This is a genomic window from Pandoraea sp. NE5 (assembly GCF_024363545.1).
GTDB lineage: Bacteria > Pseudomonadota > Gammaproteobacteria > Burkholderiales > Burkholderiaceae > Pandoraea > Pandoraea cepalis.
Genome location: NZ_AP025517.1, coordinates 4088803 through 4111319, shown reverse-complemented (window position 1 = coordinate 4111319; position 22517 = coordinate 4088803). Strand labels below are relative to the sequence as shown.

At 62.0% G+C, this 22517-nt stretch carries 20 protein-coding genes and 1 pseudogene; 7 read left to right on the top strand and 14 right to left on the bottom strand.

The features are described 5' to 3' along the window. From copD to PanNE5_RS18685, 3 genes are all read left to right on the top strand, one after another. Positions 1-924 (top strand): copper homeostasis membrane protein CopD, encoded by a 924-nt coding sequence (gene copD, locus PanNE5_RS18695; protein ID WP_261938596.1) that lies wholly within the window; start codon positions 1-3, stop codon positions 922-924. Positions 925-1046: 122 nt separating this feature from the next. Beyond that, on the top strand, positions 1047-1718 hold the full coding sequence (locus tag PanNE5_RS18690) for a heavy metal response regulator transcription factor (protein WP_026132039.1): 672 nt from the start codon (positions 1047-1049) through the stop codon (positions 1716-1718). A gap of 2 nt (positions 1719-1720) precedes the next feature. Continuing rightward, positions 1721-3115: a heavy metal sensor histidine kinase gene (locus PanNE5_RS18685; protein WP_261938595.1), complete on the top strand. Its 1395-nt coding sequence runs from the start codon at positions 1721-1723 to the stop codon at positions 3113-3115. A gap of 18 nt (positions 3116-3133) precedes the next feature. On the opposite strand, the gene PanNE5_RS18680 is transcribed toward PanNE5_RS18685, so the two are convergent. After that, the gene (locus tag PanNE5_RS18680) at positions 3134-3640 is read right to left on the bottom strand and encodes a TPM domain-containing protein (RefSeq protein WP_261938594.1); all 507 of its coding nucleotides are present in this window, start codon (positions 3638-3640) and stop codon (positions 3134-3136) included. Next, positions 3634-4479: a TPM domain-containing protein gene (locus PanNE5_RS18675; RefSeq protein WP_261938593.1), complete on the bottom strand. Its 846-nt coding sequence runs from the start codon at positions 4477-4479 to the stop codon at positions 3634-3636. Before PanNE5_RS18675 ends, PanNE5_RS18680 begins: the two co-directional genes overlap by 7 nt. Positions 4480-4701: 222 nt before the next feature. Between PanNE5_RS18675 and ftsH the strand changes: the two genes are divergently transcribed. Beyond that, positions 4702-6648, top strand: a complete 1947-nt coding sequence (ftsH, locus tag PanNE5_RS18670; RefSeq protein ID WP_017234470.1) for an ATP-dependent zinc metalloprotease FtsH — start codon at positions 4702-4704, stop codon at positions 6646-6648. Next, entirely contained in the window at positions 6620-7426 is an 807-nt protein-coding gene (ppk2, locus tag PanNE5_RS18665; protein ID WP_261938592.1) for a polyphosphate kinase 2, read from the top strand. Before ftsH ends, ppk2 begins: the two co-directional genes overlap by 29 nt. Positions 7427-7582: 156 nt before the next feature. On the opposite strand, the gene PanNE5_RS18660 is transcribed toward ppk2, so the two are convergent. From PanNE5_RS18660 to PanNE5_RS18640, 5 genes and pseudogenes are all read right to left on the bottom strand, one after another. After that, the gene (locus PanNE5_RS18660) at positions 7583-8587 is read right to left on the bottom strand and encodes a transketolase family protein (RefSeq protein WP_261938591.1); all 1005 of its coding nucleotides are present in this window, start codon (positions 8585-8587) and stop codon (positions 7583-7585) included. Then, complete coding sequence (locus tag PanNE5_RS18655; RefSeq protein WP_261938590.1) at positions 8584-9429, bottom strand: transketolase; 846 nt, start codon at positions 9427-9429, stop codon at positions 8584-8586. The genes PanNE5_RS18660 and PanNE5_RS18655 overlap by 4 nt, the downstream gene beginning before the upstream one ends. 41 nt (positions 9430-9470) lie before the next feature. Continuing rightward, positions 9471-11327 carry a TRAP transporter large permease subunit gene (locus PanNE5_RS18650; protein WP_261939869.1) on the bottom strand — a complete coding sequence of 619 codons (1857 nt, stop codon included), beginning with the start codon at positions 11325-11327 and terminating at the stop codon, positions 9471-9473. Then, positions 11324-12355 carry a TRAP transporter substrate-binding protein gene (locus PanNE5_RS18645; RefSeq protein ID WP_261938589.1) on the bottom strand — a complete coding sequence of 344 codons (1032 nt, stop codon included), beginning with the start codon at positions 12353-12355 and terminating at the stop codon, positions 11324-11326. Before PanNE5_RS18645 ends, PanNE5_RS18650 begins: the two co-directional genes overlap by 4 nt. Positions 12356-12399: 44 nt before the next feature. Next, positions 12400-13148, bottom strand: a pseudogene (locus PanNE5_RS18640) (SDR family NAD(P)-dependent oxidoreductase). Positions 13149-13362: 214 nt separating this feature from the next. Between PanNE5_RS18640 and PanNE5_RS18635 the strand changes: the two are divergent. Both PanNE5_RS18635 and PanNE5_RS18630 read left to right on the top strand, forming a co-directional pair. After that, positions 13363-14247, top strand: coding sequence for a LysR substrate-binding domain-containing protein (locus PanNE5_RS18635; RefSeq protein ID WP_261938588.1), 885 nt, complete (start codon positions 13363-13365; stop codon positions 14245-14247). A 401-nt stretch (positions 14248-14648) separates the two neighbouring features. After that, a complete protein-coding gene (locus tag PanNE5_RS18630; protein ID WP_017234468.1) occupies positions 14649-16265 on the top strand; it encodes a methyl-accepting chemotaxis protein in 1617 nt (538 codons plus the stop codon). 34 nt (positions 16266-16299) lie between these two features. On the opposite strand, the gene PanNE5_RS18625 is transcribed toward PanNE5_RS18630, so the two are convergent. From PanNE5_RS18625 to PanNE5_RS18595, 7 genes are all read right to left on the bottom strand, one after another. Then, positions 16300-16506, bottom strand: a complete 207-nt coding sequence (locus PanNE5_RS18625) for a dodecin family protein (protein ID WP_017234467.1) — start codon at positions 16504-16506, stop codon at positions 16300-16302. 165 nt (positions 16507-16671) lie between these two features. After that, positions 16672-17325: a nitroreductase family protein gene (locus PanNE5_RS18620; protein WP_261938587.1), complete on the bottom strand. Its 654-nt coding sequence runs from the start codon at positions 17323-17325 to the stop codon at positions 16672-16674. A 164-nt stretch (positions 17326-17489) separates the two neighbouring features. Continuing rightward, on the bottom strand, positions 17490-19295 hold the full coding sequence (locus PanNE5_RS18615) for an adenosylcobalamin-dependent ribonucleoside-diphosphate reductase (protein ID WP_261938586.1): 1806 nt from the start codon (positions 19293-19295) through the stop codon (positions 17490-17492). A 16-nt stretch (positions 19296-19311) separates the two neighbouring features. Further along, positions 19312-19815, bottom strand: a complete 504-nt coding sequence (locus PanNE5_RS18610; RefSeq protein WP_026132038.1) for a BCAM0308 family protein — start codon at positions 19813-19815, stop codon at positions 19312-19314. Positions 19816-20061: 246 nt separating this feature from the next. Next, positions 20062-21330 (bottom strand): putative glycoside hydrolase, encoded by a 1269-nt coding sequence (locus PanNE5_RS18605; protein ID WP_261938585.1) that lies wholly within the window; start codon positions 21328-21330, stop codon positions 20062-20064. Next, positions 21323-22132: a polysaccharide deacetylase family protein gene (locus PanNE5_RS18600; protein WP_261938584.1), complete on the bottom strand. Its 810-nt coding sequence runs from the start codon at positions 22130-22132 to the stop codon at positions 21323-21325. The genes PanNE5_RS18605 and PanNE5_RS18600 overlap by 8 nt, the downstream gene beginning before the upstream one ends. Continuing rightward, entirely contained in the window at positions 22129-22506 is a 378-nt protein-coding gene (locus PanNE5_RS18595; protein WP_261938583.1) for a TraR/DksA family transcriptional regulator, read from the bottom strand. Before PanNE5_RS18595 ends, PanNE5_RS18600 begins: the two co-directional genes overlap by 4 nt. Positions 22507-22517: the final 11 nt, after the last annotated feature.

Here is a 22517-nt window from a genome sequence, read left to right as displayed (position 1 = left end):
ATGGATGGTTGGATCAACATCGCCGTCCGGTTCGCGCTCTACCTGGATCTCATGCTGCTTTTTGGATTGCCGCTCTTCGGTCTTTACGCATTGCGGCGCCATGAACGACATTCCACGTATTTCGTGAGGCCGCTGCGCGCGCTGCTCGCGATGCTGGTTGCCATCGGCATGGCGTTGTCTGTCGGCAGCATGATCGTGATGGGCAAAGCCATGACCGGGGCGTCCGATTACGCTTCGATCGGGGCGCACGCGATTTCGATGCTGATTTCCGGTACAGCCTTCGGGGCGGCGTGGCTGGTTCGCATCGCTGCCCTGGGGGCATGTCTTGCTGCCTTGCTCGCCCTCGCACGCCGCCCTACGACCGCGCTTGCTGTGGCAACCGTCTCGGGTGGGATTGCGCTGATTACGCTTGCCTGGGGCGGCCACGGGGTGATGGACGAGGGAGATAAAGGCATCCTCCACCTCACGTCCGACGTTTTCCACCTCATTGCCGCCGCCGGATGGGTCGGCGCATTGACGGCCTTTGGGCTGCTACTGCGCGTCAGTCATTCCACACCGAAAGCGCGCATCGCGCTGTTGAGCCGAACGCTGAACAGTTTTGCGGTCGTCGGCGCCATGATCGTCGTGACGCTCGTCGCCACCGGCCTGATCAACTACGGCATGATCGTCGGTCCCACGTTGAGCGGTCTGTTCACCACCGCCTATGGGCAGTTGCTCGTCGTGAAGTTGGCGCTCTTTGGCCTGATGCTTGGCCTCGCGGCAGCGAATCGCTACCATCTGGCGCCTTTGCTCGAGATCCGGGTGAAAAGCGGGGATTACCAGGGGGCGATATCCGCGCTGCGCAGGAGCCTCTTTATCGAAGCCAACGCGGCCACGGCGATTCTCGCTGTGGTCGCGGCGCTCGGCACGTTGAGCCCCGAATGAACGGGACGAAGGTCAGGCATGAGCGCCGGATGCCCAAGTCCGGCATGGGATAATGCCTCGCTTGCGGCTGACGCTCACCCACTGCCTGTGCGGGATCGCCCGCGTGTCCGCCCATTTCTGATATGCGCATACTTATAGTCGAAGACGAGCCCAAAATGGCCGCCTACCTCAGGAAGGGCCTGACGGAGGCAAGCTATACGGTCGACACAGCGAACAACGGCAAAGACGCCCTGTTCCTCGCGCTGCACGAAGATTTCGACCTGATCGTCCTTGACGTCATGCTCCCCGAACTGGATGGCTTCGAAGTTCTCAAGCGCCTGCGGATGCAAAAGCCCACGCCGGTGCTTCTGCTGACCGCGCGAGACACCGTGGATGACAAGGTGACCGGTCTGGAGCTGGGCGCCGACGACTACCTGTCAAAACCGTTCGCCTATGCCGAATTCCTGGCGCGGATCCGATCGCTCCTGAGACGTGCGCCGCGTAGCGTGCGAGACACACTGCTCATTGCAGATCTGGAGATCGACCTTATCAAGCGCCGGGTCCGCAGGGGGCAGTTCCGGGTCGAGCTCACGGCGCAGGAATTCTCTCTGCTCCAGTTGCTCGCTGAGCGCCAGGGCGAGGTGCTGACGCGAACGTTCATTACCTCGCAGATATGGGACATGAACTTCGACAGCGACACGAACGTCGTTGATGTCGCCGTCAAGCGGCTGCGAGCCAAGATCGACAGCACATTCGAGAACAAGCTGCTGCACACGGTTCGTGGTATGGGCTACGTACTCGAGGATCGTTCGTGAGCGTGGCCGGCAGACCCTACTCCCTGCTGCTGCGTCTCACGGTGGCGTTTTCGACGGTCGCCATTACCGTATTCGCCCTGGTGGGCACGTTCCTCTATGATTCGTTGGCAACGGAGCTGCAGCGGCGCGACGACATCGAAATTACCGGCAAGCTGAACCAGTTCCTCCAGCTCATTCGCGATCAGGGGTCGATGGCTGCGATACGGTCCAATCCCACGCTCTTCCACGAGGTGCTGCTGTCTCACCCCGGGGTTTATCTCGGCATCTTTGACGAGAAGAACACGCCGCTGGTGGAACACTCAGACGCGGACGCGGTGGACCTGTTGCCGGTTGCGACGTCGCACCGCGCGTTTGGCGTGGCCTATACGTGCGAGCCCGCGGGGATCGGCCTGTCGCGATGTATCACCGGGCAGGAGGTGTTGCCGGGGGGCGACACGGTTCGTGTCTCGCTCGTGCGCGCCGCGTCCGATCGCCGATCGCTCCTCGACAGATACCGCATTGACGTACTTCTCGCGATGGCCGCCGGGGCGGTGCTGGTCGGCATACTGGGGTATGCCGTTACCCGACGCGGGTTCCGGCCGATCAGGAGCATCGGTCGCCAGACCTCTCGCATCGAAGCGCATAACCTCGGCGAGCGACTCGACATTCGGGGCGCACCGCTGGAACTTCAGGACATCGCACTTTCTGTCAATCGGATGCTGGACCGGCTGGAGCGCGCGTTTGTGAGACTTTCGCAATTCTCGTCCGATCTCGCGCACGACATGCGCACGCCACTTGCCAATGTCATCAGCTCGTCGCAAATCACGCTATCGCGCACGCGCACGATCGAAGAATACGAGGCGCTGATCGACTCCAACATCGAAGAATGCGAGCGGCTCCAACGCATGACCGAGAATATGCTGTTCCTCGCTCGCACCGACAATGCCACACAGCACTTGGCGCTCGGCATGCTCGATGCGCAAAGCGAACTGCGCAGGCTCGCGTCTTACTTTCAGGGGTTGGCGGAGGAGGCTGGCGTGGACATCGCAGTCGAGGCAGACGCCCGCATCTGGGCGGACGCGGGCATGTTTCGCCGTGCCGTGAGCAACCTTGTGTCAAACGCACTGACGCATGCCGCTGCCGGCACTGCGATTACGCTTTGTGCACGTGAATCCACGCGCCAGACCGTCGTCAGCGTGACGAACCACGGGGAGTGTATTGCCCCCGAGCATATCGAGAAAATCTTCGAGCGCTTCTATCGCGTCGATCCGTCTCGCCACGGATCCGCGAAAAACACGGGGCTCGGCCTGGCGATCGTCAAATCCATCGTGGAACTTCACCGCGGCAAGGTCGAGGTCGTGAGCGCGGAGGGCAAAACCACCTTCAGCTTGCTATTTCCGCGTCAACCGAGCGCATAACGCCGCTCCCTCGCCCCGTTACAACACCACCGGCTTGTCGCTCAGCTCGTTCGTGCCGACGTCCCGTGTCGGGAAGTGCTGCCGCAGATGCTGACCAATGGACTCGACGCCGGCGATGACCCCGGCTTCGTATTCGCCTTTCCGAAAAGCGGCTTCCATCTGCCGGCACACGGCGTTCCACTCTCTCGCCCCGACTTTTTGATGGATGCCGCGATCTGCCACGATCTCGACGCTGCGGTCTGCCAGTAGCAGGTAAATCAGAACGCCATTGTTGTGTTCGGTATCCCATAGGCGTTGTTGCGAGAAGACTTCGATGGCACGTTCGCGGGCGGTGAGCCCCTTGAGCAATCCGGCCCAGCTCAGCGCGCCCTCCACGACGAAGCAGAGTTGACCGATATGGCTGGCTTCGCTCGCCGAGATGGCCCGCTCGATCGCCTGCAGCGCCTTGCGCGGGAAGGCCTGCCCGACTTTCCAATGCGTCATCAGCAGGTGTCGCCCCATGCGCCGGAAGTTTGGCATCACCATTTCCCCGAGGCGCCGCCGCCGCCGAATCCACCGCCGCCGCCACCGAATCCACCTCGCCCTGCCCCGCCGAAGCCGCCCATGCCGCCGATCCCCCTGAAACCGAGATGGGAGCCGCCAAACATCGTAAAGAAAAGTGCGATCGCGCCGGCGAGCACACCCAGGACGATGGTGCCCGACAGAATCCAGCCGATGACGCCGACAACACCGCCCGTGGCGACGGCGCCGGGGCCACGACCGAGGATCGATCGAAGCACGCCGCCGAGGACGAGCGTGAGCACCAGAAGGACGGGCAGGAAGGCGCGCACCGAGCCGCTTCCCTCATCGCTGGCGCGCTTCGGCGGCGGTAGAGGCTCGCCGTTGACAACACTCATGATGCGTTCGACGCCAGCGGTCACGCCGCCATAGAAGTCGGCTTGCTGGAAGCGTGGAACGATGTCCTCGTTGATGATCCGGTTGCTGATGGCGTCGGTGAGCACGCCCTCGAGACCGTAGCCGACCTCGATGCGCACTCGCCGGTCATCCTTGGCGACAATCAGCAGCACACCGTCATCCGTGCCCTTGCGCCCGAGCTTCCATTGTTCGACGACGCGGATGGAGTACTGCGCAATGTCTTCGGATTGCGTGGTCGGTACCATCAACACCCCGATCTGACTGCCCTTTGCGGCCTCGAAGGCTTGCAGCTTTTGCTCCAGGGCGGCCGTCTGTTCGCGGGTCAATGTACCGGTCAGGTCGGTGACTCGGGCGGTCAATGGGGGAATGGCCACCTCGGCGCTTGCCCCAAGGCACAGGCAAAGCAGCAGCGCCGGAAACAAGCCTTTGACGGCCAGATGCCATTTCACGTTGACCTCCCGGGGCGAACCTATTCACTATCGCCGCTTCCCACCCGCTCACATTGACGCGTGTCAAACGTCGGCATCTCCATGACGGAGACGGCGAGTGCCCCAGGTGAGCCACGCCAGGCGACATGCGCCGCGACAGGCGAGATCGGGGCTTGACCTCCGTCAAGCGGTGCGCTTGGCGCGCTGACTATGATGAATCTGACCGCAAGATGGAAGGATTCCATGGAAACACGCCAACAGTTTTCCCTTTGGTACCTGCTCGCGGCCGTCACGGCGATGCTGATCCTTCAGAGTTTCATTTCCCCTTCGGACGTCGAGACGCTGCCGTACAGCGATTTCAAGGTGCTTTTGAAAGCGGGTAAGCTCAAGAACATTACGCTCGGCGAAGGCGCCATCACGGGGACGCTCAATACCGACGGCATCGAGAATTTGCTCCCCAAACCCCAGGCTGACGCGATGCAGCATCAGGGAAAGGGCGAGCATGCCTTTTCGACGATCCGCGTCAATGACCCCGCCTTGGTCCAGGAACTCGAAGCCGCAAAGGTGCGCTTCGTCGGCCAGGCCGACAACAAGTGGATCGGCGCAGTGCTGTCCTGGATTGTCCCCGCTGCGCTGTTCTTTGCCTTCTGGAGCTTCCTCATCAAGCGCGTCGGCGGCGCCGCGGGGGGCATGATGGAGATCGGAAAGAGCAAGGCCAAGGTCTACATGCAGCAAGAGACTGGCGTGACTTTCGCCGATGTCGCCGGCATCGACGAAGCGAAGGACGAACTCGCCGAAATCGTCAACTTCCTGAAAGATCCCGACCGCTACCGGCGCCTCGGAGGCAAGATTCCCAAGGGGGTGTTGCTGCTTGGCGCCCCCGGCACCGGCAAGACACTTCTGGCCAAGGCGGTCGCGGGCGAGGCGGCGGTCCCGTTCTTCAGCATCAGTGGCTCGGAGTTCGTGGAGATGTTTGTCGGCGTCGGGGCGGCGCGAGTTCGTGACCTCTTCAACCAGGCCGAAACCAAGGCCCCCTGCATCATCTTCATCGATGAACTCGACGCGCTCGGCAAGACCCGTGCCCTTGGCACTTTTACGGGCAACGACGAACGCGAACAGACGCTGAACCAGTTGTTGGTCGAGATGGATGGCTTCGATACCAACAAGGGCGTCATCATCATGGCGGCAACCAACCGGCCCGAGATTCTGGACCCGGCGCTGTTGCGCCCCGGGCGCTTTGACCGCCATGTTGCGCTGGACCGCCCCGACCTCAAGGGTCGCGAGGAAATTCTCAAGGTTCACGTCAGGCACGTCGTCCTGGCGCCCACCGTCGAGTTGTCCGTGCTCGCGGCGCGCACCCCCGGCTTCGCTGGCGCCGAACTCGCCAACCTTGTCAACGAGGCCGCGCTGCTGGCCGCGCGCAAGGGCAAGGATGCCGTAGAAATGGTCGACTTCGACGAGGCGCTGGACCGCATCGTCGGTGGCCTGGAAAAGAAAAATCGCGTGATGAACGCCCAGGAGAAGGAGACCATCGCTTACCACGAAGCCGGTCACGCCATTGTGGCGGAAATGCGCCCCCATGCCGACCGCGTGTCGAAGGTGTCCATCATTCCACGTGGCGTGTCGGCGCTCGGCTATACCCAGCAGACACCTACCGAGGATCGCTATCTGCTCAAGCAAAGTGAGCTGCTCGACCGGCTCGACGTGCTGCTCGGCGGGCGCATGGCTGAGCAGATTGTTTTCGGCGACGTGTCCACCGGGGCCCAGAACGATCTACAGCGCGCGACGGATATTGCGCGCCAGATGATTACCCAGTTCGGCATGAGCGAGCCGCTTGGGCTGGCCACTTACGAGGATATGCCGAATCCGCTCTTCAACGGCATCGGCATGATGCCGCACGAGCGCAGGGCGTGCAGCGAGGAAACCGCGCGACTGATCGACGCGGAGGTTCGGACGATTCTGGCGCAGGCCAGCGCCCGGGTGCGACAAACGCTTCAGGCCTGTCGCCCCAAGCTCGACGCGTTGGCTAAACGCCTCCTTGTCCAGGAAGTCGTAGGCCGCAGCGAGCTTGAGCTCCTGCTGTCCGAAAAGGTGACTCAGTTATCGCCCACGAGGCCGTCGGGGCCCGTGGTGTCCGTGCAGCGCGAATCGGGGCACCCGCATGAAGACGAAGACACGCGATCATCCTGACGAGGCGGAGGTCAGTTCCGTCACGGCGGACGACTACGAGCGGGAGCTGCGTTTGCTGCAAATTGAACTGGTCAAGCTGCAGCGGCACTTCCTCAGTCATGTGAACGAAAGAATTCTGGTGATCTTTGAGGGGCGCGACGCCTCCGGGAAGGACGGCACCATCAAACGGATCGTCGAACATCTGAGCCCGCGGGAGACACGCGTGGTCGCGCTTGGAAAGCCCTCCGACCGCGAACGTGGCTCGTGGTACTTCCAGCGGTACGTTGCCGAACTCCCCGCCCCCGGCGAATTCACGCTGTTCAATCGCAGTTGGTACAACCGCGCAGGCGTCGAGCACGTCATGGGGTTTTGCACCAAGACGGAGCATGAAGAATTCATGTCGAGCGTCGGGGCATTTGAAGGCATGCTGGTGCGCTCGGGAATACGCCTTATCAAGTATTACCTCGACATCACCAAGGACGAGCAGCAGCGGCGCATTGCGTCGCGGCGTCGGGACCCCCTCAAGCAGTGGAAGGTCAGCCCCATCGATGAACAAGCGGTAGCGCTGTGGAAGAAATACAGCAAGGCGAGAAACGAGATGTTCTCCCGTACGAACGACAGCGTGCCGTGGAATGTGGTCAGCGCCGACGACAAGCGGGTCGCGCGCCTCAATGTCATCAAGGACCTGCTCACGCGCCTGCACTACGCCGGCAAGGACACGAAGCTGATTCGTCCGAATCCGGACATCGTGTTTCCTTATGCCCAGGCGCATCTGCTGAGCGGCGCGATCGCGAAGTAATGCGGTAGCCCTCGCCGACTCAGCCTGCCCACGGCGGAATGCCCGTCGGCGTAATTCGTGACGCCTTCGGGAACCTCGTGTTGAACGCATTCGACGCCAACGCCTCGTGCGGCACAATCAGGGGGAGCGTCGAAGCACTCGCCCCCAGACTATTCGCTATTTCAACCAGCCTTTGATTCGAGCGCTCAATGTCTCCACACTGATGCCGTAACGGTCGTGCAAGGTCGGTAGCGCTCCGGCGTCCAGAAATGCGTCGGGAAGACCGGCCAACTGGAATCCGGGCGGGTGCGCCCCCTTGCGTAAAAGCGTCCCGGCCACCGCTTCACCCAACCCACCTACCACGGAGTGATTTTCCGCTACGACGACCAAGCGATTCTTCCTCGTGACCTCTGCGACAATGCTGGCTTCGTCAAGTGGCTTGATGGTCGGGCAGTGCAAGACCGCAACGCCGATATTGTCGGCTTCCAACGCCTTCGCGACTTCGAGCGCTCTCATGGTCATGAACCCGCTCGAAATGACAAGAACGTCGTTACCGTCACGAAGCCGCTTTGCCTTGCCCAACTCGAATATGTAGTCGTATTCATCGAGGACGAGCGGCACGTTGCCGCGCGACAATCGCATGTAGACTGGCCCCGGATGTTCTGCAATTTGTGGAACAGCCTGCTCGAGATCCAAGGCATCGCACGGGTCGACGATGGTCAGCCCGGGGACTGCGCGCATCATGGCAATATCGTCCGTGGCCTGGTGGCTTGGCCCGTAGCCGGTCGTCAAGCCGGGAAGCGCACAGCAGATTTTTACGTTGAGATTTTCCTCGGCAATCACTTGATGGATGAAGTCGTATGCGCGTCGCGTCGCAAATACCGCATATGTGGTGGCGAACGGGATCAACCCTTCCTTGGCCATGCCCCCTGCGGCGGCCATGAGCAGTTGCTCCGCCATGCCCATTTGAAAGAATCGCTCGGGATAGGCAGCTTGAAATAAGTGCAGGTCCGTGTATTTCCCCAGATCGGCCGTCAGGCCTACGATGTTGGGGCGATCGGCGGCGTATTCCACCAACGCCTTACCAAACGGCGCAGCCTTCACGCGCTGGCCTTCTGCTGCAATCGACGCGATCATCGCCGACGTCGTCAGACGCGGCTTCTTCTCGGCGACGGTATTCATGCTTGGTTTCCTTGACTGAATGACTGGTCCAGAACGTTCAGGGCTTGTTGCCATTCCGGTGCGTCCACACGAATGAAGTGGTTCTTCTCGCGCTGCTCCAGAAACGGTACCCCTCGCCCCATCAGCGTGTCGAATAGGATCACGCGAGGCTTCGGCTCCGTGACCTGACGCGCGGCATCGAATGCGCGTGTCACGGCGGCCAGGTCGTTGCCGTCGACGCGTTGCACATGCCATCCGAACGAGGCCCATTTGTCCGCCAACGGCTCAAACCCCATCACCTTGCCCGAGGGGCCGTCGGCTTGCTGATTGTTGATGTCTACGAGGCAAATCAGATTGGCGAGATGCTGATGGGCCGCACCCATCGCGGCTTCCCACGTTGCACCCTCGTCCAGTTCGCCATCCGACATCGAGTTGTATACAAACGCCGAGTTGCCTTTGTGCCGCAGTGCCAACGCCATGCCGACGGCGATCGCCAGCCCTTGGCCCAAGGACCCGCCAGAGATTTCCATGCCGGGCGTATAGGTCGCCATGCCCGACATCGGCAGACGGCTGTCATCGCTCCCGTAAGTTTCGAGCTCACTTTCGGGCAGGATGCCGGCCTCGATCAGGGCAGCGTATTGTGCAATCGCGTAATGCCCGTGGGATAACAGAAAGCGGTCTCGGCCCTCCCACTCCGGCTCAGCCGGGCGCAGGTTCATGGCATGTCGGTAGGCGACTGCCAATACGTCTGCCCAGCCCAGAGCCTGACCGATATAGCCTTGCCCCTGCACTTCGCCCATGCGTAACGCGAAGCGACGGATTCGATATGCGCTCTCGCGCAGGTTCGCCAAAGTTTCAGACATACGTATTCCTTGAGTACTGAGATTGCAGTTTCGGTCGTCGATTACAGGAAGCCCGTGGAGAACCAAGGCACAAACGCCACGACAAGTAGTCCGAGTAATAGCGCGCCCAAATACGGCCAGATCCGTTTGACGGCAACATCCGGATGAACGCGCCCGATCGTGCATGCGGCGTAGTAGCCGAGGCCGAACGGCGGAGCAAACAAGCCAATGCCCATGGATAGGATCACGACCATCGCGTAGTGGACCTCGTGGACGCCGACGGCTCTGGCGACCGGGAAGAGGAGCGGCGCAAAGAGCACCATCGCGGGAATGCCCTCCAACACACTTCCCAAAACCACGAACGCAGCAATAGAAACGAGGAGGAAACCGTATTTCCCGCCGGGCACGCTCGTCATGGCTTCGGCCAAGCTGTGCGAGAACCCTGACTGCGTCAATGCCCAGGACATCCCCGTCGCGGTGCCAATGATGAACAGAATGGCGCCCGCCAACGCCGCAGTGTCGACCAACATCGGATACAGGCGTCGCCAATCGAACTTGCGATAGACGAGCAATCCCGCGACAACCGCGTAAGCGATGCCGATCGTTGAAACTTCGGTGGCGGTAGCGACGCCCTCGACAACCGCGGTACGGATAAGTATCGGTAGAACAAGCGCTGGAAGCGCAACGACCAACGAGCGAAGGACCACTTTCGCCGGCGCTCGTTTGAATCCCTCCGTGACCTCTGCGCTCCGATAACGTGTGATCAGTGCCAGCAAGAGAGCGAGCACGACACCCGGCAGGATGCCACCGGTGAATAGCGCAGAAATCGAGACGCCGGCAACCGAGCCAATCGTGATGAGGACCAGTGAAGGCGGAATCGTCTCGGCCATCGCGCCCGAAGCGGCCAGCAGCGAGATGAGCTCACCTTCGTCATTCCCTCGGCGCTTCATTTCAGGGAGAAGCACGGGAGCGACTGCGGCCATGTCCGCGGTCTTCGCCCCGGAAATTCCCGAGACGAGCAGCATCGCGCCAAGAAGCACATAGTTCAAACCACCGCGCACGTGCCCGAGCAAAGAGGCGAGGAAATCGACCATCGCTTTGGCCATCCCCGTCATTTCCACCAGATGGCCGAGCAAGATGAATAGCGGCACGGCGAGAAGAATCAACGAACTCATGCCTTCGTCCACTCGCCCGGCCACCACAGCCAGCGGGCTGTCAGTCACAGTGAGCAGGAATGCGACCGTCGCCAGTCCGAAGCAGAAAGCGATCGGTACCCCAAGCAGCACCGACACCGCGAGCACTAGACCGAAGAAGATAAGAAGATTCCAGTTCCCGATGCTCATCAGCCAGTCCGAACTGAAGTAAAGCGCGGCCGAAAATGCAGCGATACACAGCGTGACCCCAACGAAGTCGATCAATCGCTGGCGCGCGAGACGAAGCAGGCAGATGCCGATCATGAGCACCGCACCCGCCGGCACGGCCGCCGCACGTATCGTGTTGGGCCATCCCAGTGCAGGCGTCTGCACGAACCATTCGCCTTGCGCGTACTCGATCATCGGTCCGATCAGCAGAAGCAACATGACGCAGGGCGCCGCGATGGCCAATGCCTCCGCCCATGCCCTTGCCCGGCCGCCCAGCCGACCCACGATCACCGTCGTGCGCATGTGCGTGCCTCGGCGCAATGCCACGGCGGCCCCCAGATTGGCCAGCCAAAGAAAGAGGATCGATGCGAACTCGTCGGTCCACGGGATCGGGTTGTCGAAGACGAAGCGTGAAATGACGCCGACAAAAAGCACCACCACTTCACCCACGACCAGTGCCGCAGCGGGAATCTCGACGGCATACCCTAGCCACTTCTCTAGCCTCAGCGAGAGAGATTGTCTCCCGGCGATAGGCGGCCCCATGGAGATCGTGCTCATCCCAAACCCCCAACGCTGTTCTGCAGCAACTTCCATGCGTCATCACCGAACTTGGCGCGCAGATCCTTGTAGAAGTTCGCTTTTATCAAGGCCTCTTTGAACGCCTGCTTGTCCGGCTCGATGATTTGAATCCCTTTCGACGAAAGGTCGGTGCGTGCAGACACACTGAGTGAAGCGATATCCGCCCGCTCGTCGGTCGCGGCTTTGTCAAGTTCGCGCCGCACGATCTCCTGAATATTCTTCGGTAGCCGTTCGAACGCGCGACGATTCCCCAAGATCCAATAGGCATCCCACACGTGGTTCGACATGGTGCAGTACTTCTGAACTTCGTAGAGTCGCGCCGTCGTGATAATGGCCAGTGGGTTCTCCTGGCCTTCAACGAGTTTCGTTTGCAGCGCCGAATACACTTCGTTGAAGTTGATCGGGGTAGGGCTTGCGCCCAATGCGGAGAAGAGCGATGTCAGCATGGGCGCGGCCGGCACGCGAAGCTTCAGGCCCTTCAGGTCCACGGGGGTCTTGACGGCTCGGGTGGAGGTCGTGATTTGACGGAATCCGTTGTCCCACGGTTTTGACACCGCGACCAAGCCGACCTTTTCGATTTGCGCACGAACATAGGCACCGAGCGGGCCGTCCATCGCCTTCCAGACCTCGTTATAGTCATGGAAGGCGAAGCCTGCGTTCACAATGCCCGCCGCCGGTACCAGAGTCGACAGAACCACACTGGCTTGATTAAAGAATTCGACGCCGCCATTGCGAATCTGTGACATCAGATCGGTATCGGATCCCAATTGGTTGGAGGGAAACAGCTTGATTTCCAGGCGCCCGTCCGTCGCGTTCCGAATTCGGTCGATCGCTTCCTGGGCCCGCTTATTGACGGGGTGCGTCGGATCTTGGCCAGTCGCAAACTTGTACGTAAATTCGGCGGCATTGGCCGGCCGCGTGGCAATGGAAAACAGGGGGAGCGCCGCTCCCATCGCCAGGACTTGACGTCGCGAATAGCCCTTCTTGGTGTTCTCCGGTTTGTTCATGGCAGTCTCCTTGATAGATATAGTCAGCGCCGGATCGTCCCGGTTTAGTGAATCAACATGCCTCCGTTCACGTCGAGCGTGATGCCGGTGCAGTACAACGAGAGGTCGCTCGCGAGGAAGATGCACGCGCCGCCGATATCCTCCGCGCGCCCGAGGCGAGCCAGCGGAATCGTCTCCGCGATTTCCGACTTCTTCTCCTCGGTCAACTTGCCTTTGATGATGTCGGTCCCGATCAGACCGGGCGTAACACTGTTGACGCGAATACCGTCGGGACCCAGCTCGCGCGCCATTGCGCGTGCCAAGCCGAGAACTCCCGCCTTGGCCGCGGAATAGTGAGGCCCCCCAGGATCCCGCCGCCGCGCTGCGCTGACACGGACGAGATGCAAATGATGGAGCCGCTTTTCTGCGCTTTCATTGTGGGGATGACGGCTTGGGACATATACAGCGTGCCCCGAAGGCTGACGTCGAGAATGCGGTCGTAGTCGCTTCCGGTGATATCGACGGTTCGCGCCGGCTGGGTGATACCCGCGTTGTTCACCAGAATGTCAATGCGGCCAAATCGTTCACGGGCGGCCAAGATGGCGGCGTCGCACGAGGCTTTGTCGGTCACATCCACCGCCATTCCGAGATGCTCGTCGCCAAGGCGGGATGCGGCGGCTTCAGGCTCGGCCTGCGCCAGATCGAGTAAAACCACTTTTGCGCCGTGGGACGCCATCAAGCGTGCCGTGGCAAACCCCAGGCCATTGATGCCCGCTGCGCCGGTGATGACGGCGACTTTGTCTTTCAGCAGCATAAAACACGTCTCCAGTAAAGTTCGTGCCTGAAAAAGCGCGCTGGAGACAATGCGAACATGCTGCGCTTGCTGCACGGGCCATGACTGCCCTGCCGCATGTCTCCAACTCTTTTTCTTGATTTGTGCTGGAATATTCGTTCCATCGTGAGCTGACGACAAGCGAAGTATCATCATGCTAAAGTGATGTTTCATCATCTTAGAGGTGACCTTCGACATGACCGCCCTTCCCCCGGTCACCAACCTTCAGGCATTCGAGGCTGTCGCCCGACGCAAGAGCTTTGCCCTGGCGGCAGCGGAACTACACCTCACGGCGTCTGCCGTGAGCCACCAGGTGGCGCGGCTGGAAGCGTATTTGGGCGTTCGGTTGTTTGAAAGGAGCGCGCACGGCGTTCATATCAGCACGGCAGGCGAAAGCTATCTGGCGCGGATTCAAGGGGCGCTATCGGCCATCACCGCAGCGTCGATGGATGTAAGGCAGGGTGTGAGCAACAGTCTCTATATTCACTCGGCACCGAGCATCGCCAGCCTATGGCTGATGTCGAGGCTGAATGGATTTGCAAAGGCCTACCCCGAGATTTCCTTCAATCTGTCCGCGGCGCATACGCCAAGCAACTTTGAACTCGGCGAAGTCGACATCGACATACGATATGGCGTGCCGAATTGGCCTGGGTTACAGGTCGAACCGCTGTTTACCGAGCGAGTCGTTCCGCTCGCCAGTCCGCAATTCATTCGGGAATACCGACTTCGAAAGCCGGAGGATCTGTTGGGCACCAGACTCATTCGAAGCAATGTAAGCATTGTTCAATGGTCGGACTGGTTCGGGGCGTTCTCGTCCGCGCGAGCACCGGATCAATTTCCCGTGCGTTTTGACAGAGCTCAAATGTCGTTGGACGCGGCGACCCAGGGTCTCGGTGTCGCGTTGGAGAGCACGACTATCGCGGGGCGGCATATCAAGGAACGAAAGCTCAAACCCGTTTTCGGTATCGACATGTGCATCAGCGTCCACGCGCATTTTGCCGTCTATCCTGTGCGCCATGCGAAGCGACCGGCGGTTGCTGCATTTCTCGAATGGTTGCGGAACCAGGCAACGCAGGCGTGACGCCGAACCAAGATCGCCGACGAACGCAGGCGCCGAACGCGTTTGCTCTTCTCCTACGCCTAACGGCGATGAAGATCGACCTGAGTGTAGAAAGCAGCGATAGCGCGCCGACGTCAGCCTATCCCCCCAAAAGTCCGCAGACGGTTGACTGACCTATCCAGTCCATGCGTCGTCTTGCCAATCTGGCGTGTTCGTGAACGGACATCGCCACGCGTTTAGGCGATGTCCGCGCCCCCGGCAATTCAGTCTATGAGCGAAAACACCCGCAGACGTTTGCGTCACCTGTCGATAGAGTGTCGGCCAACTGACTTGCAAAGCGTCCGCCATTCGTGGCGCGCCATCGCGATGCCGCGCTCCCAAAGTCAACCTCTTGTCCCCCACTGCCAGTCCTGGAGGTAGTCGTGCACCGTTTTACCCTGAACACCAAACTGTTGTTGGCCTTGGGCCTGATGTGGATCAGCCTCCTGGTCATTTGCGCCTGGGGCTCGATCAACACGCGTCAGACCATGTTCGCGGAGCGCGAACTCGGCCTCAAGAACGTCGTGGATTCCGCGACCAGCGTGATCAAAAGATATGCAGATGCTGCCGACAAAGGCACGCTCACCAAAGCCGAAGCGCAGCGCGATGCGATCGCCGAAGTGCGCGCCATGCGCTTTGGCGACAGTGGCTACCTCTCCATTTCCGACACCCACGCCAACGTGGTGATGCATCCCATCAAGCCGGAATTGGATGGCAAGAACCTCTCCGACTTCAAAGATTCGTCGGGCCAATACGTGTTCCGGGAGATCTCCAACGTCGGCCGGGCCGGAGGGGGGTACTTTACTTACCAATGGCCCAAGCCTGGTCACGATAAGCCGGTTGGCAAGATCAGCCGTGTCGGATACTTCGCGCCGTGGGACTGGTGCATTACAGGCGGGGTCTACACCGACGACATCAACGACGCCTTTTACCGCTCTCTCGCCGAATGGGCCGGACTGCTGGTCGTGCTCGGCGCCATTGTCTCGGCGGCGATGTTGTTGATCATTCGCAACATCAAGAAGAGCCTGGGCGGAGAGCCGCACTACGCCGTTGAGATTGCCGGGCGCATTGCCCAGGGCGATCTTGCCATGACGATCGAAACGCAGCCCGGCGATACCACCAGCCTGCTTGCCGCCATGCGCGCCATGCAGGAAAGCCTCTCGTCCACGGTCGACCGTATTCGCGGCGGTACCGAATCGATCACGTCGGCCGCACGCCAGATCGCCGCCGGCAACACCGATCTGTCGGCGCGTACCGAAGAACAGGCGGCGTCGTTGGAGGAAACGGCATCGTCCATGGAGCAACTCACCGCCACGGTCAAACAGAATGCCGACAATGCGCGGCAGGCCAGCGCGCTGGCGGTGAATGCCTCGGAAATCGCAGAGCGCGGCGGAAATGTCGTCGGACAGGTCGTCGGCACGATGCACGGCATCTCGGACAGTTCGGGCAAGGTCGTCGACATCATCAGCGTGATCGACGGCATCGCGTTCCAGACGAACATTCTTGCCCTGAATGCCGCCGTGGAAGCGGCGCGCGCCGGCGAGCAAGGCCGCGGCTTCGCCGTGGTGGCCGGCGAAGTCCGAACCCTCGCCCAGCGCAGCGCTGCCGCCGCCAAGGAAATCAAGGCGTTGATCGAGAGTTCCGCTCAGCAAGTCCGCGAAGGCTCGGTGCTGGTCGGGCAAGCGGGCCAGACCATGACGGACATCGTCCAGGCAGTGAAGCGAGTCACCGACATCATGGGCGAGATCTCCGCCGCCTCCAGCGAGCAAAGCCGGGGCATCGAACAGGTCAACCGTGCCGTTACGCAGATGGATGAGGTGACGCAACAGAATGCCGCCCTGGTCGAAGAGGCTGCCGCCGCCGCCTCGTCCATGGAGGAGCAGGCAACGCGCCTGCAAGAGGCCGTAACCGAGTTCCAGATCGCGCCCGCGCCCGCCTCCGCAGCGCAGCGAATCACCGAGCGCCCCTATCTGGTTGGGGATAAAAGGCTGGCAGCGTGAGGCCGGAGGTCGTCCAGGCAAGCTCGCCCTGCCACTACTCGAGTTTGAAACTCAGCTTTGCGGTGATTCGATAGTTGACGATCTTGCCGTCGGCCACCTCGGCCGAAAAGTCCTCGATGTAGATGGATTTGACATCGCGAAGGGACTTTTGGGCCGCGGCGACGGCTTTCGTCGCCGCATCCTCCCAACTCTTGGGGGATTCGGCGAGCACTTCGATAACTTTGACGATGTTTTTTGACATGACGGCTCTCGCAAAGGTGCATGGCAGCTCGTGGGATGTCTCCCGGCCAAGGTGTGCGACTGCCATGAGCCAAGCATGGTCGCTGGCGCATGCGCCGTGTTGACCGATGTCAAACGCATCCGCTCGCCGCTTCCCCGCCCAGCAACGCCAGCGACACGGATTGCGTTATCCCGTCACCCTCGGATGGCCCACCGTCTGGGCCAGCACCGGTATCTCGTCTTCGTTGAGCGACATGGCGTTGGCCAGCATTCGATGATTCAACCAACCGCGCACGACGCACGCCAGTCCGGCTGACGCACAGTACAGCGACACGTTCTGCGCAATCGCGCCCACGGCGATGCCGGCGAACGAATCCCGTTGTGACTGAGGAAACGCGTCGGCGCGGGCGTGATTGACTACGTACACCAGATCGAGCGGCGCCTGACCGACAAAGTCCTGGTAGCCGGTGAGATTGCGCGCATCGACGGCATGCTTGAGGTGCAGTTGGTGCGACGCCGGGTCATAGCGATACACGCCCTCGGGCAGGGCGACGTACACGTCGATCTCGTTCACGCCGCGCGCCGACGGCGCAGTGCGCCCGCCGGTATCAGCGCGATTGACGCCGTCCGCCGCCCACAGCAGATCGCCGAGTTGCTGGCGGGAAAGCGCGGTCGGCGCAAAGTCTCGCACGCTCTTGCGACGTGCCAGTGACATCATCAAGCTGGCGCCGCCTTCGAGACTCGGCGGCGGCAGCGTTATGAGCGGCAGTGACTCACTGGCGAGCGGAACAGGAGATGCATTGCGCACGACGGCGTACGCAGGAAGCTTGGCCTCATTCATCGTGGGAACCCTCGAAAGACCGATGGCGGGCGGTCATGCCCGGCTGCTTCGAGCATAGGCAGTCGATCTCGGTCGGCCTTGATACGGGTCAACGAGCGGCGAAGCCGCAGCGGGCTCCGGGCCGCGGATTGCACCGTTAGCGCATTCGGTTCATTCAGTGTCGCTCAGCAAAAGCATGTCGGGCGCCCTGCCGACGCCGGCAACACCGAAAGCACCTCGTCCGCACCAGGCTCAGGCCGGAAAATCGTCACGCCTTTGAGTCCGAATTGCCACGCACGATAGAGCAGATCTCCGACGCGCTCGCGTGACACCCCGCTGGCGACCAGCACCGTCTTCGAGATGCCGGCATCGATGAACGGTTGTATTGCCGCCACCATGCGCAGGTGATCGTCGCCGCTCACCTGACTGGCCGTGACGAAGTAGTCCGGCAAAGCCGCCGACTCGCCACACAAGGCACGGAAGCGTCGGTAGGCGTGATTCTCGATACGGTATGCGCGCGGTGCCTGATGCCGCAAGCGCAACTGACGCTGGTACGCCAAGGCGAAGGCCGGCTCGATACCGCTTGAGCAGTTGCCGCCGAACGCCAGACTGACGCTGCCTGTGGGGGCTATCGACAGCAGATGGCTATTGCGCAGCCCATAACGCGCAATCTCGGCGCGCACGGCATCCGGCAACGCCGACGCAAAGCTTCCCGTCGACAGGCTGCGCTCGCCGCTGAACAGCGGATACGCCCCGCGCTCGCGCGCCAATGCCGCCGACGCCGCATAAGCGTTGTCGCGCAGGCATCGCCCGATGGCGCTGGCGAGGTCCCTGCCCTGCGGCGCGTCGTAACGCACACGCATCATCGTCAGCGCATCGGCCAGCCCTGTGACGCCCACACCGATCCTTCGCTTGCTTCGGGCTTCGTGTCCATGCTCCGGTAACGGCCATCGCGTGACGTCGATTGCGTTATCGAGCATTCTGACCTGGACATGGACGAGCCGTGCCAGACCCGCAAAGTCGAACGTCGGCATTCCCCCCACGCCGAACGGATGCCTGACTCGCCGCGACAGATCGATCGGACCGAGCACGCAACTCCCCCACGCCGGGAGCGGTTGTTCACCGCATGGATTCGTCGCGGCAATCGATTCGATGTCGGCAAGGTCATTGGATTCACGGATCGTGTCGATGAACAGCAAGCCCGGCTCGGCGCTTCCGTGGGCCGCGTCGACGATCCGCGCCCACAATTGCCGTGCGGGGACCCTGGCGTAGCACCAGTTGCCGTTATCGAGCAAATGCGCGCCCGCCGCCAGTCGTTGCCGATTGGGGGCCGCACGATGCTGAAGCCGCCACTCGGTATCGCGGGCAACGGCGTGCATGAACTCGGCGGTCGCCGCCACCGACACATTCAATGTCGCCCAGCGCCGGCGTCCGCGCTTGGCATTGATGAATTCGTCCAGATCGGGGTGATCGCAGCGCAACACCGCCATCTGCGCGCCGCCGCGCGTATCGGTCAAGGCCAACGATTGGCAGGCCAGATCGAACCGATCGATAACGTCGCAAACATCGCCCGTGCCATGATCCGACGCACACACCAGTGCGTCGGCGGGCGCCACTGACGAGAAGTCGTACCCGACACCACCGCCCATGCGCAGGGTCGTCGTGGCCTGCGCGAGCGCGCGCGCGATGTCGGTCTGACGCGCCACGGGCACGTCCGGACCGACGATCGGGTGCACGAAGCAGTTCACCATCGTGGCGTTTTTGCCGGTGCCCGCATTGGCCATGATCCGGCCCGCGCCGATCGCGCCCCGCAGCATGTTGCCGTAGAAGTGCCGTGCCGCATCGCCACGTCGATCCGGTGGCTCGGCCTCGGCCAGCGCGCGCGCTACCCGTCGGAAGACATCGTCGCGCGCCGCCTCCCCCGGCGCAAGATAGCGATCCGCCAGCACCGCATCGCTGACCGTCGACGCCGAATCGTGAATGACCGGCATGGGGATGGCTCCTGCGTCAGGATCGATGCCAGCGCACGTGAAGTTCCGATTCCGCGTGCCCGTAGTCGAGATCGAGCTTCCCGCCATAGGCATGGTGAATGGCATTGCCGATATCGCGCGCAATGTGCATTCCGGTGGTCGTGATCGCCGTACCGTCCTCGCCCGACGTGATCGCCATCACGCGCTCCATCGGATGCTCCCGGTGCAGCCGCTGCGCGCGGTGATTCACCAGACCGAGAATTTCCTGTCGATGCGCGGCCTCGAAGGTGCCATCCAGTACCAGACGGGCCGCGGGCACGCCGTCGGCGCTTCGATGACAGGCCGAGCAAGTGACGGTGGCCGCATCGGGCGGCACGGCGCGCCATTGCCAATGCCCGCGCAGGTAGACGGCGTGACACACCGGGCAAGCCGCGAGTGCGGGGGACGCTGAGGGTTGCTTGTAACTGTCGGGGACGTGCTCGTCCGGAAAACGATCCCACCTTGTGGGCCGGACCATGGCAGACCTAGCTCTGACTTTCATGTTGTGACTCCTTGAAACGCTGGCGCAGGCTCGTGTCGAATGTGCGTCCGCCGCAGACGCCACCGGGACATGCCAGGCGGTCGACATCAACGCGACTCGCCATGAGTGCCCGCCAGATATAGATACAGTAAGCGGTTGCGCGCGCGAGAACTTGGCCTGGATCAAATGGCGCGACATCTCTCGCGACGCCTCGTCATGCGAGCGCCTAGGTCCCTCTCGCATGGACCATCGGCACACGCGGCGCCTTCAGCGCGGCAAGGTCATCGGGTCGTATCGATTGCGTGGATTCCACAACATCCACCCGTCGGTCCCCGCCGCCTCGGCCGCATCGATTTGGGCACGAATCTCGGCCGCGCCGAAATTACGACGATCGAAAGCATAGTCCCGAAACGCTTGCAGCCAGGGGCGGAAACGCACGCCGGGCAATCCGGTGCGGCGCATCGCCTGCGCGAGAGAGCGCGACACGATCTCACCCGGATGGTCGGTCGGCGGGTCGGATCCCGGAAGTCCCCGGGTGAATCCTGACGGGTAGAGCATGGGGGACACGTAATCGACCTGCTCGGCGAGGGTTTCGAGCTGCTGCCCAATCGCCGTGTCGTTGAGGTTCCAGCAGACGTAGCCGAAGATATCGACCGACAGGTAGACGTTATAGCGCAGCAAACGCTCGCGCGCAGCGCTCAGGAAGCCGGTGATGGCGCCGACCCGATGTTCGGCGGTGTTGGTCTCATGAAATTGCAACCCGGGTGCGTCCGGGAATCGCAGGTAGTCGAATTGGATCTCGTCGAACCCCATGCGCGCCGCCTCCTCGGCGACGTCAAGATTGTGCGTCCATGCGGCGGAAATCGTCGGATCGATCCATCGGAGCTGTTCGCGGTCACGCCACACGTTGCCCTCGGCATCGCGCACCGCCCACTCCGGATGGGCTCGCGCCAAAGGATCGTCCTTGAAGACCACGATGCGGGCAATGAGGTACAGGCCGCGATCGTGCAGCGATTTCACCAGTGCCGGCAGATCCTTGACCCGTGGCGTATTCGCGGGCACATGCGCCTGCGCACCGATGCCTTCCCGCGCAGGACTGCGATACGGCGTCATGCCGCGATCGCCTTTGACATCGATGACAAGCGCGTTAATGGTGCTACGTTCGGGCAACGCCAGCACGGCATCGAGCAATGCACGGCTCGCGATGCCGTACACGGAGAGATAGACGGCTTTGGGGTGGATGCGCGTCATGGCAACGCTCGCGCGACCTCCCCCGCGCAGCGAGGCTTGCACTCTCGCATACCCCGGCGCGCGCACCGAGACGGCCATCGGCGCCCCCGGCGCCATATCGGGGAGCACGATCTCGCCTTTGCGGTCGCTTATCCAGGCGCGGTCCCCGCTCACGAGCGTCGCGCCCGCAATCGGCTCGCGGGTCGCCACATCGACGACCGTCGCTGCGACGGTGTCTGCCGTGGCCGGCGGCACGGGTCGCAGGCACAGGAGCGAAAGGCTCCAGACGATCCATCGGCTAATCATGATGCGTTTGTGCATTGCGCAACATGCCGCGCAGGCACGTCATGCCGCAGTGCTGCGTCATGAGGTATCGCGGCAACGCCATGGCATTCGACTGCGGCGTGACGGGTTTCGCATCGAGAGAGAACCCATTCGTGTAGCCCTCGTCGCGCGCCATGGCCTCCAATTCAGTATCGTAAATGCCAAACGGCCACGCCAGTAGACGAACGGACCGATGCAGTTCGGCCTCGATCCGATCGCGGGAACGGCGAAGCTGATCGTGCACGAAGCGCCGGTAAGCCGCAGGCGCCAGCCGCGCGCGCTCCGTCTTGAAATTGGGATGCCATTCGGTGTGAGACTCGATGTCGAAAGTCTCCGATTGCGCAAGCGCGCGCAACTGATCCCACGTCATGGCATAGGACGCATTGGAGATGGCCGACGGGTAGACGAAGAGTGTGACGGGTACCGAGCGCCCCTTCAACATCGGCCACAGCACCTCGTAGACGGACCGGTGGCCATCGTCCACGCTCAGGACGAGTGCGCGCGGCGGCAGGTTGTCCTGCCCGCCGGCATGCCAGGCGATGACGTCGGCCAGCGGTACCACCCGATAGCCGTTCTCCTCGAAAAAGCGCAGTTGCGACGCGAAGGTCTCCGTGCGCACCGTGGTCGAATCGGTGACGCGCTCCGCGAAGCGGTGATAGACGAGAATCAGGACGTCATGTTGCGCGGGGGCGGCATTCGTGATGCCAGCACACGTCAAGCCCATCAGCCCGCCGGCCAGGAGGGCAAGCGCGCGGCGGCGAGCGCCCCTGCGCACGCCGGTCACCTCGCGTGATCGATCGCGAAAAGTCGCTCGTGGCGATGCTGACATGCGGCACATCGCTTCGCCGTCGGATACGCCTTCAGCCGGGCATACGGAATACTCTGGCGGCAATCGATGCAGATGCCATATTCGCCACGGCGTATGCGATCCCGTGCCGCTTCAATATCCGAGAGCTGTTGGCGAAAGCGATCGAGCATGGCATCTTGCACGCGTTCGGCGGTTTCCTCGTTCGCGAGGTCGGCGTCGTCGTGGGGCTCCGATGCCGAGCGTTCGCCGAGCGGCGATTCGGTGGTGGCCATCACGCTTTGAATGCGTTTTTCCTCCGTATCCATCAGCGTCTCCAACGCGCCAAGTCCCGGGCTTTTGCGGCTTTCCATCGTTGGTCTCC